The organism is Sphingopyxis sp. H115 (genome assembly GCF_001468465.1).
Taxonomy (GTDB): Bacteria; Pseudomonadota; Alphaproteobacteria; order Sphingomonadales; family Sphingomonadaceae; genus Sphingopyxis.
Genome location: NZ_LNSA01000005.1, coordinates 155625 through 167641 on the forward strand (window position 1 = coordinate 155625; position 12017 = coordinate 167641).

General features: G+C 64.8%; 15 protein-coding genes. 9 read left to right on the forward strand and 6 right to left on the reverse strand.

The window, feature by feature from the left end; genetic code table 11:
• The first annotated feature begins 60 nt into the window (after nt 1–60).
• The 3 genes from ATE71_RS05840 (at nt 61) to ATE71_RS05850 (ending at nt 2946) form a co-directional block, all read left to right on the forward strand.
• The gene (locus tag ATE71_RS05840) at nt 61–1872 is read left to right on the forward strand and encodes a ParB/RepB/Spo0J family partition protein (RefSeq protein ID WP_017499953.1); all 1812 of its coding nucleotides are present in this window, start codon (nt 61–63) and stop codon (nt 1870–1872) included.
• Nucleotides 1873–1982: 110 nt separating this feature from the next.
• Nucleotides 1983–2450: a hypothetical protein gene (locus ATE71_RS05845; protein WP_017499952.1), complete on the forward strand. Its 468-nt coding sequence runs from the start codon at nt 1983–1985 to the stop codon at nt 2448–2450.
• Nucleotides 2443–2946 (forward strand): hypothetical protein, encoded by a 504-nt coding sequence (locus ATE71_RS05850; RefSeq protein ID WP_017499951.1) that lies wholly within the window; start codon nt 2443–2445, stop codon nt 2944–2946. Before ATE71_RS05845 ends, ATE71_RS05850 begins: the two co-directional genes overlap by 8 nt.
• Nucleotides 2947–2999: 53 nt before the next feature.
• On the opposite strand, the gene ATE71_RS05855 is transcribed toward ATE71_RS05850, so the two are convergent.
• A complete protein-coding gene (locus tag ATE71_RS05855) occupies nt 3000–3227 on the reverse strand; it encodes a hypothetical protein (protein ID WP_017499950.1) in 228 nt (75 codons plus the stop codon).
• A gap of 360 nt (nt 3228–3587) precedes the next feature.
• Here ATE71_RS05855 and ATE71_RS05860 point away from each other — a divergent pair, with 360 nt between their 5' ends.
• From ATE71_RS05860 to ATE71_RS05885, 6 genes are all read left to right on the forward strand, one after another.
• Nucleotides 3588–3908 (forward strand): DUF736 domain-containing protein, encoded by a 321-nt coding sequence (locus ATE71_RS05860; RefSeq protein ID WP_017499949.1) that lies wholly within the window; start codon nt 3588–3590, stop codon nt 3906–3908.
• 332 nt (nt 3909–4240) lie between these two features.
• A complete protein-coding gene (locus ATE71_RS22710; protein ID WP_168196079.1) occupies nt 4241–4402 on the forward strand; it encodes a hypothetical protein in 162 nt (53 codons plus the stop codon).
• 346 nt (nt 4403–4748) lie between these two features.
• A complete protein-coding gene (rlxS, locus tag ATE71_RS05870; RefSeq protein ID WP_017499947.1) occupies nt 4749–6713 on the forward strand; it encodes a relaxase/mobilization nuclease RlxS in 1965 nt (654 codons plus the stop codon).
• 51 nt (nt 6714–6764) lie between these two features.
• Nucleotides 6765–6965, forward strand: coding sequence for a hypothetical protein (locus tag ATE71_RS05875; protein WP_017499946.1), 201 nt, complete (start codon nt 6765–6767; stop codon nt 6963–6965).
• The gene (locus ATE71_RS05880) at nt 6962–8140 is read left to right on the forward strand and encodes a nucleoside triphosphate pyrophosphohydrolase family protein (RefSeq protein ID WP_017499945.1); all 1179 of its coding nucleotides are present in this window, start codon (nt 6962–6964) and stop codon (nt 8138–8140) included. The genes ATE71_RS05875 and ATE71_RS05880 overlap by 4 nt, the downstream gene beginning before the upstream one ends.
• Nucleotides 8137–8841, forward strand: a complete 705-nt coding sequence (locus ATE71_RS05885) for a uracil-DNA glycosylase (RefSeq protein ID WP_017499944.1) — start codon at nt 8137–8139, stop codon at nt 8839–8841. Before ATE71_RS05880 ends, ATE71_RS05885 begins: the two co-directional genes overlap by 4 nt.
• On the opposite strand, the gene ATE71_RS05890 is transcribed toward ATE71_RS05885, so the two are convergent.
• From ATE71_RS05890 to ATE71_RS05910, 5 genes are read right to left on the reverse strand one after another with little or no spacing between them, the layout of a single operon-like run.
• Nucleotides 8808–9587, reverse strand: coding sequence for a hypothetical protein (locus ATE71_RS05890; protein WP_017499943.1), 780 nt, complete (start codon nt 9585–9587; stop codon nt 8808–8810). The two genes, ATE71_RS05885 and ATE71_RS05890, sit on opposite strands and share 34 nt — an antisense overlap.
• Nucleotides 9559–10239, reverse strand: coding sequence for a C1 family peptidase (locus ATE71_RS05895; protein WP_017499942.1), 681 nt, complete (start codon nt 10237–10239; stop codon nt 9559–9561). The genes ATE71_RS05890 and ATE71_RS05895 overlap by 29 nt, the downstream gene beginning before the upstream one ends.
• Before the next feature lie 6 nt (nt 10240–10245).
• Nucleotides 10246–11256, reverse strand: coding sequence for an ImmA/IrrE family metallo-endopeptidase (locus ATE71_RS05900; protein ID WP_017499941.1), 1011 nt, complete (start codon nt 11254–11256; stop codon nt 10246–10248).
• 3 nt (nt 11257–11259) lie between these two features.
• Nucleotides 11260–11634, reverse strand: coding sequence for a helix-turn-helix domain-containing protein (locus tag ATE71_RS05905; RefSeq protein ID WP_017499940.1), 375 nt, complete (start codon nt 11632–11634; stop codon nt 11260–11262).
• Nucleotides 11631–11969, reverse strand: coding sequence for a hypothetical protein (locus tag ATE71_RS05910; RefSeq protein ID WP_017499939.1), 339 nt, complete (start codon nt 11967–11969; stop codon nt 11631–11633). The genes ATE71_RS05905 and ATE71_RS05910 overlap by 4 nt, the downstream gene beginning before the upstream one ends.
• Nucleotides 11970–12017: the final 48 nt, after the last annotated feature.

Genomic DNA, 12017 nt, shown 5'->3' on the forward strand with positions numbered 1-12017 from the left:
GTGCCGGTCCCGCCCATCCAGCAAGACAAACGGGACCGGCGCTCCAGAAGGAGCAGACCAATGAAACTCGACTTTATCGACCATAGCAAGCTGGTTCCGTCCAAGGTGAACATGCGGCACGGACCCAAGCCCCCGGACGTGGGCGACATTCTGCCCTCGATCCGCAAGCGCGGTGTCATCGTGCCGCTGATCGTGCGCCCGCAGGCGGGCAACGATAATGGCGTCCACGAAATCGTCGCCGGGCGGCGGCGCTGGACGGCGAACGCCATCGCGCTTGTCGAGGGCATCGACCACGGCCCGCTTCCCGTCGCCATCCTCGACGCCGGGGACGACGCCGACGCCATCGAGGCATCGCTTCTCGAGAACACCCGGCTCGATCCCGACGAGGTGACGCGATGGGAAACCTTCGCACGGCTGGTCAAGGAGGGCCGCGACATTGCGGATATCTCCGCGACGTTCGGCATTCCCGAGCTTGGCGTGAAGCGTATCCTAGCGCTCGGCAACCTGCTTCCGCGCATCCGCGATCTTTACCGCAAGGAGAAGATCAACGCGGCGACCGTCCGGCATCTGACGCTGGCGAGCAAGCAGCAGCAGAAGGCATGGCTGGCGCTCTACGACGATGACGACGCCTATTGCCCGACCGGCCAGCAATTGAAGGCATGGCTGTTCGGCGGGCAGTCGATCAAGGTCGAACATGCCCTGTTCGACGTCGATGCGAGCGGCCTTGCGATCGTCGCCGATCTGTTCGGCGAAGACCGCTATTTTGCAGATGCCGACGCGTTCTGGACCGCGCAGAACGCCGTAATCGACGCGCGCAAGGAGGACTATCTGGATGCCGGATGGTTCGACGTGGTGATCGTCCCGCCCGGCGAATATTTCTACCGCTATGAGTTCGCCAAGGCACCCAAGCGCAAGGGCGGGCGCGTGTATATAGATGTGCGCGAAAGCGGCGAGGTCGAGGTCCACGAAGGCTATGTGACGAGCAAGGAGGCCAAGCGGCTCGAACGCGGCGAGGCAATCGAAACCGGCCCCAAAGTGCCGCGCCCCGAAGTGACGAGCACGATGCAGACCTATATCAACCTGCACCGTCATGCCGCTGTCCGCGCCTCGCTGACCCGTCATCCCAAGGTCGCGCTGCGCTTGATGGTCGCCCATGTCATCGTCGGGTCGCCACTGTGGACGGTCAAGCCCGAGCCGCAGACCGCGCGCAACGACGATGTGCGCGAAAGCGTCGAAACTTGCCGCGCGGAAACCGACTTCGACGCGAAGCGCCGCGCCGTATTGGACCTTCTCGGCTTCTCGCCCGAGGAACCGACCGTCACAGGCGGCAACGGCGACGACTTCGGACTGGTCGGCGTGTTCCTGCGCTTGCTCGACGTGCCCGACCGCGCCGTAATGGACGTGATCGTCATCGTCATGGGCGAAACGCTCGCCAGCGGCAGCGCCGCCATCGAGGCGGTCGGCGGCGAGATCGGCGTCGATATGGCCCGCTACTGGCAGGCCGACGACGCCTTTTTCGAGTGTGTCCGCGACAAGGAGGTGCTGACCCGCATCGTCGCCGAGGTGGCGGGCGAACCTGTCGCCGCCGCCAATGCGAAGGAACCGGGCAAGGTCTTGAAGCGCATCGTCCGCGACCATCTGGAGGGTGCGAACGGGCGGCCCAAGGTCGAGGGTTGGGTGCCGAAATGGATGGCGTTCCCGCCCGCTACCTATACGGCGCGCGGCGGCGTCGGCACCGTCGCGGCTCATGCCAAGGTGCTCGCGGCGCGCCCCGACCGCGAGCCGGAACCGACCGGCCCCGGCGCGGTGATTGCGCTTCCGGCCCCTGCCAAGGCCGAGCCGCAGGAACAGCCCGAGCGCGAAGCCGCATGAAACTGGACGGGCGGCGGCGCACCCGCCGCCCGTTCCGTCCCCCATAAAATCGCCGCGCCGCTCGGCCGCAAGCGGCCCTCGCGGCGCGGATTTCAGACAGGAGACTTGTCATGGCCGACCGTGTTTCGGCATCCATCACCATCGGCGGGACGCTCCCCGCCAGCCAGCTTCCCGCCTTCGCCGAGGCCATCGCGAACGAAGGGCTGTCCACCGAATGGGACGGCGAACCCTTCGCGCTCGGCGATCTGCCCGAGGGCGAGCCCTTGGCGCTCATGGCGCACGAGGTCGCCTGGGGGCGGTTCGAGGGACTCGAAGCCTTCTGCATCGCGCATGGGCTTTTCTTCGCGCGCTGGTCGGGCGCCTATGCCTGCCAGTGGGGTGCGGAACGCACCGTGTTCACCGGCAGCGGCGAACCGCAAAGCTACGCTGCCGACGAGGACGACTATATCCTCATGGGGCGCTGCACCGCCGAGCGATTGGGCAGCTATGCGGCGATCATCGCGCATTTCGATGCGGCCGACTTCGCGGTGCCCCCGCTTGTCATCACGCCCGAACGGGAGGAGGCGAGCAATGGCTGACATCTGGATTCAGGGCAGCTTCGCCTTTCGCTGCACCGCCGCCGAGTGCGCGCTGATCGAGGAAGTCGCAAACGCTGGCTACGCGCTAGCGAATGACGACGCGCCCGATCCGCCGAGCGCGGCGCTGCTCGCAGCCTTTCCGCCGGACGATGCGAACGCGCGGTGGAGCGGGTTTCGCGAGGCGTTCAACGATCCCGAATTTCCCACCATCGGAGCCGATTTCATCGCTGAAACCTGCCCCGACGATCCATCCGCGCGGATCGTGTGTTTCGCCAGCATGGACGATTTCGATGCCGCTGCCATCGCGGTGGTGATCCAGCGATGTTGCCCCGAAACGCTCGCCAAGGGGCCGATCGGCTTTGAATGGGCCATGACCTGTTCCAAGCCCCGCATCGGGGAGTTCGGTGGCGGCTGGTGCGCGATTTTCGCAGACCGCATCGAGATCGACGCGACCAACGAGGCGCTGTCGCGCGCGCTCGCGGGCGACGGCAACTAGCCCAAATCGCGCCGCACTGCGCGCTCGCGTGCCGAAAACCCCTGCCGCCTGACCTACCGGGCGGTGCGGCGGATCACCGTCCGGGCGCTTCCGCATAACGTGCATTCGTCCTTCTGCCGCTCGAATCCGCGCGTGCCGCCGAGCGCGCAGGTGACGACATTGGCCTGTGCGGTAACCGACAGGTTGAGCCGGTCAGTCACGCAGGCATCGCACACCGCCGCGCCGTCCAGCCGCACGATCAGCCGTTCGATCTGCCCCGCAATCGTCGTTCCTTCGTTCATCGCCGTGAGGCTATAGCCGCGGCCTCGTGGCCGCGAAAGCAATCATGGCTTCCCGGAAAGACGCCGGACTGGGCTTCCTGTCCGCGCGCGCATCTCGTCCTTTCGTGTCTCACCAACCCGTCGCCGGCTCCTTGGGCGCATGACCTGGGACGGCCGCGCGCCTCGCGAAACCATCGCGCGGAACTGATTTCCCCGCGCCGCTTTGGCGGCGCTCCTCGCGGCCGCTTCGCTCCAAATCAGCCCCGCGCTTCCGGTCCTCCGCTTCGCTTCGGCCTGCGGTTCGCAGCGCGCTCAAGGGCCGTCCCTTCGGTCCGCCCATCGCCCGGCATCGGGTCGGGCGAATGTGCAAGGAGACGAGAAATGCCCTCAATCGGTCATGTCCAGCGCCAGAACGACGGTTCGTTCCGGGGCGCCTTGAAGACGCTTTCGGTCAATGCCGAGATCGCCATCATCCCCAACCGCAGTAAGACCGGGGACCAGCCCGACTACCGCGTGCTGTCGAACGGCGTCGAACTGGGCGGCGGCTGGATCCGCACCGGCGAGGTGAGCCAGCGCGAATATGTCCGCCTCGCCATGTCGGCCCCCGAACTTGGCGGCCGCACCCTCTACGCCAATCTCGGCCGCGCCGCCGGGCAGGACGACGACGACGCGTTCGCCGTTATCTGGAACCCCGGCGACTGAGCCGGATCGGCCCCGCGCCGGTCACCCGGCGCGGGGCTTTCCTCATGCCTTGAGGGCTTGGCGTGGGCCTTTTCCTGCACCGGAACGCGCTTGCGGGCCTGCAGAGAGGAAGAAATCCGCTCAGCAAGCACCGAGTATCCGGCGGCGAACGGACCGCCTCAACCATCGACGGTTCCCCCAATTTTCACGCCACCTGCGTTCCGCTTCGCTCCACTCCGGCGACGAGAAAATCGGCTCCCCCGTCGCCCGCTTCGCGGCCGCTGCGCGGTGGTTGACCCCGCCCGCTCCCCGCCGGGCGATGGCTCATCTTTCGCTTGTATCAGGAGGATGAGATGTCGGTTGAACAACAGATCGAGGAGCTTCGCGCGGAGCTTTCATGGTGCGATGACGCGGGAGAACGGCGGCAGATCGAAGCCGAATTAAGGGCCGCTGAGAAGAGGCTGAAGCGGTGCAATCGGGCGCTGCGTCAGGCCGAACAGGCAGGCTGGCAATAAGGCGATGCGCTGTTGAAGGGGCAGGTTCGCGGGAGTGGTGCCGCATGGCGCCGCTCCCCTTTTTTGATCGGGAAGGCGGGAAGGCAAAGCGGGCGTCTGGGGCGGCAGGTGGCAGTCGGGCTCGATGGCAAGATAGAGGCAAAATCTCGCGATTTTGTAAGTGTTTGTCTGCACATCGTTTTTTGAAGGCTTTTGCGAGACTCGCCCTTTGAGTGCGAGACAGGGTTACCAGGAGTGGCGGTTTTCTGGGCTTTTCCGATCCCAATCGCGAGACTCCTTGCGCTCTGGCGAGGACGCGCCATTCTTATCGGCGGGGAGCGTCATTCCGGCATGGAAGGACGCCGCTATGCGCGATGATGAGTTCGAACCGCAGCTGGGCCGGATGCGCGGCCGGGGCAAGGAGCAGCGCTACCTGAGCCGCGTCGTGAAAGCGGCAAAGCGGGCCGGCATGAAAACGGGCAGGCGCGGCCGTTTCGACGGCAGCCGGATCGGGCGCGGCGCGAGTGTTGCGCGGGTGCTCAGATCGCGCGACCGATTGGGCGCGTTCCGGTCGCGCCGCGTGATCGTCAAGATACGGCCTGTCGGCCTTGGCGGGAAAGGCATGGGCGGTGCGAAGGCGCACCTTCGCTATATTCAGCGCGACGGCGTGACCCGTGAGGGCGAGGCTGGTGCGCTCTACTCGCCCGACAGCGACGTCGCCGATGGCAAGGCGTTCCTCGAACGGTGTGACGGCGACCGCCGCCAGTTCCGGTTCATCGTGTCGGCCGAGGACGCCGACCAGTATCCCGACTTGAAGCCGTTCGTGCGCCGGCTGATGACGCAGATGGAGCAGGATCTTGGGACAAAGCTCGATTGGGTGGCGGTCGACCATTTCAATACCGGCCATCCGCACACGCATATCGTGGTGCGCGGCGTAAACGATCGGGGTGAGAATCTGCTGATCGCGCGCGAGTATATCTCGCACGGGAGCCGGCAGCGGGCGATCGAGATCGTCAACCTCGACCTGGGGCCGCGCACCGACCTTGAAATCGAAGAGCGGCTTCGCAGCGATACGGGTGCCGAGCGGCTGACCGCGATCGACAGACGGCTGATCCGCGACATGGATACCGCGCGGCTGGTCAGCGCGAGCGATGGCGATCCCTTCCAGCAATCGCTTCGCGTCGGTCGCCTGCAGAAACTCGGGCGCATGGGACTCGCCTCGCATGTCGGCAACGGCACCTGGCGGCTTGAGCCCGACCTTGCGAACACACTGCGCCAGATCGGCGAGCGCGGCGACATCATCCGCACCATGCAGCGCGAGCTGACCGCGCGGAAGCTCGATCGTGCTGCGGTCGATCGCGTCATCTACGACCCGGTCGCGAAGGAGGCGACGCCGATCATCGGCCGCGTCGTGATGCGCGGGCTCGCCGACGAACATGAAGACCGTCATTATCTGCTGGTCGACGGCATCGACGGGCGCACCCATTATGCCGAGATCGGCAAGGGCGAGCTGGTCGACACGATCCCCGAAAATGCCATCGTCCGGATCGCGCCACGCGAGGGCGGCATTCGCGCCGTCGATCGGACGATCGACGAGATCGCGGCGGCGAACGGCGGGCGCTATTCGATCGACGCCCATCTGAAGCACGATCCGACCGCCAGCGAACGCTTCGCCGAAACGCATGTCCGGCGGCTTGAAGCGATGCGAAAAATCTCGGGCGTCGTCGAGCGCGAGCCCGACGGAAGCTGGATCATCGCGCCGGACCATCTCGCCAGGGTCGAGAGGTTCGAAGCCATGCAGTTCCGCGACCACCCCGTTGCCATTGAAACCCTGTCGGCGATCCCGCTCGACAAATTACCGGGAACCGATGCCGCGACCTGGCTCGATCGCGAGCTGGTCGCCGAAGCGCCGGTGCCAGTGCGCGATGCTGGGTTCGGGCACGAGGTTCGTTCAGCGCAGGCGATGCGACGGCAATGGCTGATCACCGAACAGCTTGCAGACGAACAGGATGGGCAGACGGTCTATCGGCGAGGGATGCTCGCCGCGCTCCAGCGGCGAGAATTGCTGCGTGTCGCCCGCCAGCTCTCCGACAAGTTAGGCGTTCCGTTCGCCGAGGCCAGAGAGGGGGAGGCTGTTCAAGGCAGGCTCGTGCGCGCAGTCGAGATGACGAGTGGTCGCCATGCGCTCATCGAACGGTCGCGCGATTTCACGCTGGTGCCGTGGCGCTCTGTTCTCGATCGCCATGTCGGTAAATCGGTCTCGGGCATCATGCGCGACGGCGGGATCAACTGGACACTCGGGCGGCAGCGCAGCGGGCCGAGCGTCTCCTGATCCGGAGGATTCGGGCTTTCTATTTTCATGAAATTATGTTTTCATGGATTCATGAAAAATATCGCAGCGCAAACCGATGTCGGCGACGAGCATCTTCAGGTGCAGATTCCTGCCGTTACGAAACGCGATCTCGGTCAACGGTCGCTCGATTCCCGCGAGCCGATCCGGATGATCGTACTGCGGGCACTTGAAGCCTATGGCGTGAGCGTCCCCGCAGACGCGATATCGGATCGCCGGAAGGGCAGGCGATGAGCGAGGATTTCGAAGCTCTCACTGTTGCGGATTATGCGAAGCAGGCCGCGCGGACTGATCAACGCAGCGGTGGCCGCGCACTGGGCTTCTCGATGCTTGGCCTTTTCGGCGAAGTCGGCAGCTTGCTCAGTGAGGCCAAGAAAAAGCAGCGCGACGATGCCTCCTACCTGGGTTACGCTCACGCCGTCGCGGAAGAGCTTGGTGACGTCCTTTGGTATCTGGCGGCGATCGCACGGCGCAGCCGCATGGCGCTCAGCGACATCGCTGCCGCCGCGGCGACAAACGGCGGACAATGGCAGACGGGCGGCAACGAAACGCTCAGTTTCCATGCGCTGCAGCCGCAGCACATTCCGCTTGCCAAGGCACCGATGCCGCAGTTCGAGCATAGCCTGCTCGCGCTGGCAGGCGACGTTGGGCTGCTCATCAACGATTTCCAGGCGGGCGGTCTTGCGAAGGACCGCGAAGCACTCGCGGGCCGGCTGGTCGCGGTCATGCGCCGGTTGATCCAGGCGGCAAACGAATCCGGTGTTACCATCGAGGCTGCCGCCGTGAAGAATCTTCACAAGATCTTCGATCGCTGGCCGCGCGAGCGCATCTATCCGGCGCCGACCGATGCGGCGCTCGACCCAGAAGAGCAATTGCCGCGGCGGATGGCGATCGACGTCTATGAACGCACCGTTCGCGGGCAGACATTCGTGTATCAACGCTCAAGCGGTGTGTATGTCGGCGACCGGCTCACCGACAACGCGCTCGAACCCGACGACTATCGTTTCCACGATGTCTTTCACTACGCTTATGTCGCGGTGCTTGGCTGGTCGCCAGTGCTGCGTGCGCTGCTCCGTCTCAAGCGCAAGAGCGATCCGAAACTCGACGACGCCGAAGACGGTGCTCGGGCGATTCTCATCGAAGAGGGCATAACTTCCTGGATTTTCGGACAAGCGCAGCAACTCCGGTACTTTGAAAACGTGAAGCGCGGTGGCCTTCCGCTGGACATGCTGAAGCATGTCCGCCAGTTCGTCGCCGGCTACGAATCAGAACGCTGTCCGCTGTGGCTTTGGGAGGAAGCGATCCTCCAGGGCTATACGGCTTTCCGCTTCCTTCAGGAGCATCGGCGCGGCCGCGTCCTGATCGACTTCGCCAATCGCCGCCTGCGTATCAAGGAATTGCCGTCATGACCCCGAAATCCTTTGTGTCCACCCTGGCGGCGACCGAACTTCCCTCAGTGTTCAATCCCTGGCGCGATCGCTGCACGGTCCATGACCGCAGCGACGCCGCCGCCCGGCGCCGCGACAATCTCGAAATGCTGCTCACCGCGGCGCTTGATCATCGCGTCGAAACGATCTGGATCGCGCGTGATCTCGGCTATCGCGGGGGGCGGCGTACGGGCGTACCGCTGACCGACGAAATTCACCTCGGACATGCCGGCACGCTGATGGGCGGCATCGCATTTGAACGTGCGACGCAGGGACCCGCCGTGGCGGAGCGCACCGCGGCGATCGTCTGGCGTGTGCTAGAGCGGATCGGTCAGCCTGTCATGCTCTGGAACGTTTTCCCGTTCCATCCCCATGAAGCGGATGATCCGATGTCGAACCGATGCCACACGCGAAGCGAGCGCGAGGCGACCTGGCCGATATTGCAAGCCCTCGTGTCAATGATCCGGCCCCGCCAGATCGTCGCGATCGGGCGCGACGCTCACCTGGCGCTGGACGGTCTCGACATTCCGACCACCGCGGTCCGCCATCCGAGCTACGGCGGGCAGCGCGAGTTCATCGAGGGCATGTTCAGCCTGTACGGTGTCGCGGATGACAACGATGAGCCGCTAGAACTGCCGTTGGGCGCGCCTCACGCCGCAGCACGGAGATGTGCGCTCGCCTGATCGCAGCGTTCAAAGAGTTGCTTAAGATCGCCGCGGTTCCAGTTGGCGGTGTCGACCGTGGCGTTGGTCGAGACGATCGTGAGCGGACCCAGCGCGACCCCGCCTTCCTTGGCGATGAATTCGAGCAGACGGCCGAGGCCGATCAGATTGCCGAGCAGTTTTTCGATATAGTAGTGATTGCGGTAGAGCGCGGTCATGCCGAGGCGACGATCGTCGCCCTTGCCGATCAGCTTGAGACTGGCAAAGCTCAGGCACTGACCGCCGTAGGGCGAGTCATTCACGTCGCGGGCGGGGTCGAAGATCAGCAGTTCGAATTTGTTGAGCGCTCGGACGTTCGGGTTGCGCAGGCGCTCGACGATGCCCCAGATTTGATTGATTGGCTGGCCGTCGGCGCGGGGCAATTCCATCATCCGTTCGAAATAATAGCCCGACCAAGCGCCCGACCTCCGGACCTTCGGCAGCACGTTGTCGCGAAACCGGTCGAAGAATTGCGGCGCGCCGTAGCGCCTGTACAGCGCTGCCGGAAAAATCGTGTTGGCGACCGTCTCGATGGGCTTCTTGCCATGGCCCGAAAGGAAGGCATCGACTTCCGCCACGACGGGATCGGCGAGTGTTGCGCGCGCAGTCGGCTCGGCCACGGAGATGACGACATTCTGCGCCTGGTGTCCGGTGGCGAGGTCGACGAGCCGGACCGCCTCGCGCCAGCCAGCAACGCAGTCAGGCTGCGGCGGTATGGGAAGATACATCGACTTCCTCCGTCAAATTTGCCGTGGCGAAAAGGCGCGGCGCTAGAAAGCGCTCAGTAAGCCAGGCGTGGCCTTCCAAGCCCCAACCTGGTCCCCAGCTGTTGCGGATGAGAATGGCCGGGGTGCCGTCCACGGTTCCATGCCCGACCGCGACGACCGCGTGCCGTTGCGCTGGCTCGGGGAGTTCGTCGTTCGCCGGATCGACGACGCCATCACCGCGCGGCTGGAAGAAAGACCGTGACAGCATCGTCAGCATGAGCACCGGCGTGTCACGATCCAGCGCGGCAAGGATGGATGACAGGTCGGTTCCATCCCTCTGTCCGTTGCGGCCATAGAGCGGGCCAACGGTCGCCGGCGGCGTCCACAGTCGATGATCGGCTGGAACCGCTGCCAGATACGGCCAGCCTTTCTCGTCGGGTTGGCCATCGAGCCGTAGCGCGTCCAGCATTGTGGATAGCAGTGCGCCGCTCGTCGGCGGTCTGCCCGCCCGTTTCTGCGCGGCATAAAAGGCGAATTCACACGACAGCGGTGCCCAGCCGTCGCGAAGCCCGGCGTGGGTGTCGCTCGCGGCGAATGCGAGGCATGTCGGCCGCGCGCCTTGATCGCGCGCAGGCCCGAACAGCGGCCGAAGGTCACGGACGATATCGATCATGGGGCGTCAGGCGGCCTCGAGCAGGTGCCGCCGTTCGGCGCGCGACAGGCCCGTCTGTTCCGGGCCGGTGAGGTCGAAATCGAGCGTCAGGCTGGTGAGGGCCGGCGCAGGCTGCCACGGCCGCCGCTCGTCGAGCGACATGCGGCCGCGCCGCGGCGCATCGGGCGCCGCGGTGACACGGCGGACAACGGGACCACCGATGCCATCGCCGTCGATTGCCTCACGCTCGTCTCGAACGACGGCGAAGCCGCTGGCGATCAGTTGGTCGAGATCCCAGAGATACCCACCGCCGCTATGTTCTTCGAGCTGCAGCACGAAAAGATCATTGCGACTGCCATCGATCCGCGAGCCGGCATCGCGCTCGGTCAGCAGCCAGACGTCGCCGCGATAGTTGTCGGGCCGATAGTCCTTGAGGAGATCGACCTTCAGGCTGCGCGGCTGCGTCCGGAGCAGGTCGGTCATCACCGATGGCGAAATCAGATTGTAGCGAACCAGGGTGCGGCACGTCGCCTCATAGCTGGCGCCGATCCGCAGCGAGAGCTGATAGACGACATTGGGGCGCCGGAAATGATCGATCTGCCATCCTTGTCGCGCGCTGTGCGCGAGCACCAGCCATTTCGGCATCATGAAGGCGATCGCAAAGGCGTCGGCTTCGGTTTCCTCGAAGTTGTTTCCCGGTTCGGGCGACATCGGCATCCGGCGCAGGATGCTCTCATCGTCGAGGCTCGGCTCGTGTCGCATCGAAAAATGCCCGAGTTCGTGCGCGGCCGTGAAGCGCTGGATGCTCATCGGTCGTTCCGTCGTGACGAGAACGCCAGGAGCAGGTGCGCTGAGATAGGCGCCGAGCAGGCCTTTCAGAGGACGAAGCAGCAAGGGTAGACCCACGGCATGGATCGCGCCGAAGACATCGACGCTGCCGCCTTGGGTCTCGATCAGTGCGCGCGTATCGAGTTCGCGATGCAGGCGGCCCGCTGCCATCGTACCAGCGCGAACCGCGCTCGCATAATCCGACGCCATCGATCAGCTCCGTTCGCCGCCAGACCGCGAGCGGAGATATTCGGCAAACCGGCTCAGCTCGGCCCGGTCCTCAGTCGACAAGGCCGCAACGCGTCGCGCCAGATGGGCGACATCGGCGGGAAGGCTCGCGGAGGCCTCGTCTTCGCCGGTAAAATAGGCCACCGACTGGCGGTAAAGACGGGCAAGCCGCGTCAGTTCGATCGCTTCAACGCGGCGCTGGCCATTCTCGATATCGGTAAGCGCGGTCCGGGGAATCTTGAGATAGGCAGCAACTTCTTCCTGCTTGAGGCCGAGATATTTCCGTGCTTCGCGCAGACGGTCGCCCAAGCGCCGCCGCTCCTGCTCGTCGCCTTCCTGGCGGAGTGCGAGATTGGTCATGGCTTCGACCCTTTCTTCTTAACCCAGACGCGTTCGATCTTAGGGAGGAGGTCGTCAATCGCCTTCTCGATCGAATTGTAGCCGCCGGTGCGGACGATGCTGTCGCGAAGCTCGATGTCGAGGACCTGCTCCACCGCGCAAAGCGTGTCGACCACGGACAAGGAGTCGAGTGGCACGGGCGCCTGGATGATCTTCGGGTTTTCCGGAGGCAGGGCAATTCCGCGCACCTGTGCCTCAGCCCTGGCCACTTGCAGCAGTTCGTCGACCAACGCCCTAATGGCGTCGGCTTTGGGAAACGCGGTTGCCGCGGGCTGCGGAGGAGCGATTGTCGCCATGCATGCCTCGCACGATTTCACTACATTAAATGCGATATAATGTCTGAT

Coding starts and splice junctions, on each gene's coding strand:
- ATE71_RS05840 (WP_017499953.1), top strand. CDS start 61: ATGAAACTCGACTTTATCGACCATAGCAAGCTGGTTCCGTCCAAGGTG.
- ATE71_RS05845 (WP_017499952.1), top strand. CDS start 1,983: ATGGCCGACCGTGTTTCGGCATCCATCACCATCGGCGGGACGCTCCCC.
- ATE71_RS05850 (WP_017499951.1), top strand. CDS start 2,443: ATGGCTGACATCTGGATTCAGGGCAGCTTCGCCTTTCGCTGCACCGCC.
- ATE71_RS05855 (WP_017499950.1), bottom strand. CDS start 3,227: ATGAACGAAGGAACGACGATTGCGGGGCAGATCGAACGGCTGATCGTG.
- ATE71_RS05860 (WP_017499949.1), top strand. CDS start 3,588: ATGCCCTCAATCGGTCATGTCCAGCGCCAGAACGACGGTTCGTTCCGG.
- ATE71_RS22710 (WP_168196079.1), top strand. CDS start 4,241: ATGTCGGTTGAACAACAGATCGAGGAGCTTCGCGCGGAGCTTTCATGG.
- rlxS (WP_017499947.1), top strand. CDS start 4,749: ATGCGCGATGATGAGTTCGAACCGCAGCTGGGCCGGATGCGCGGCCGG.
- ATE71_RS05875 (WP_017499946.1), top strand. CDS start 6,765: ATGAAAAATATCGCAGCGCAAACCGATGTCGGCGACGAGCATCTTCAG.
- ATE71_RS05880 (WP_017499945.1), top strand. CDS start 6,962: ATGAGCGAGGATTTCGAAGCTCTCACTGTTGCGGATTATGCGAAGCAG.
- ATE71_RS05885 (WP_017499944.1), top strand. CDS start 8,137: ATGACCCCGAAATCCTTTGTGTCCACCCTGGCGGCGACCGAACTTCCC.
- ATE71_RS05890 (WP_017499943.1), bottom strand. CDS start 9,587: ATGTATCTTCCCATACCGCCGCAGCCTGACTGCGTTGCTGGCTGGCGC.
- ATE71_RS05895 (WP_017499942.1), bottom strand. CDS start 10,239: ATGATCGATATCGTCCGTGACCTTCGGCCGCTGTTCGGGCCTGCGCGC.
- ATE71_RS05900 (WP_017499941.1), bottom strand. CDS start 11,256: ATGGCGTCGGATTATGCGAGCGCGGTTCGCGCTGGTACGATGGCAGCG.
- ATE71_RS05905 (WP_017499940.1), bottom strand. CDS start 11,634: ATGACCAATCTCGCACTCCGCCAGGAAGGCGACGAGCAGGAGCGGCGG.
- ATE71_RS05910 (WP_017499939.1), bottom strand. CDS start 11,969: ATGGCGACAATCGCTCCTCCGCAGCCCGCGGCAACCGCGTTTCCCAAA.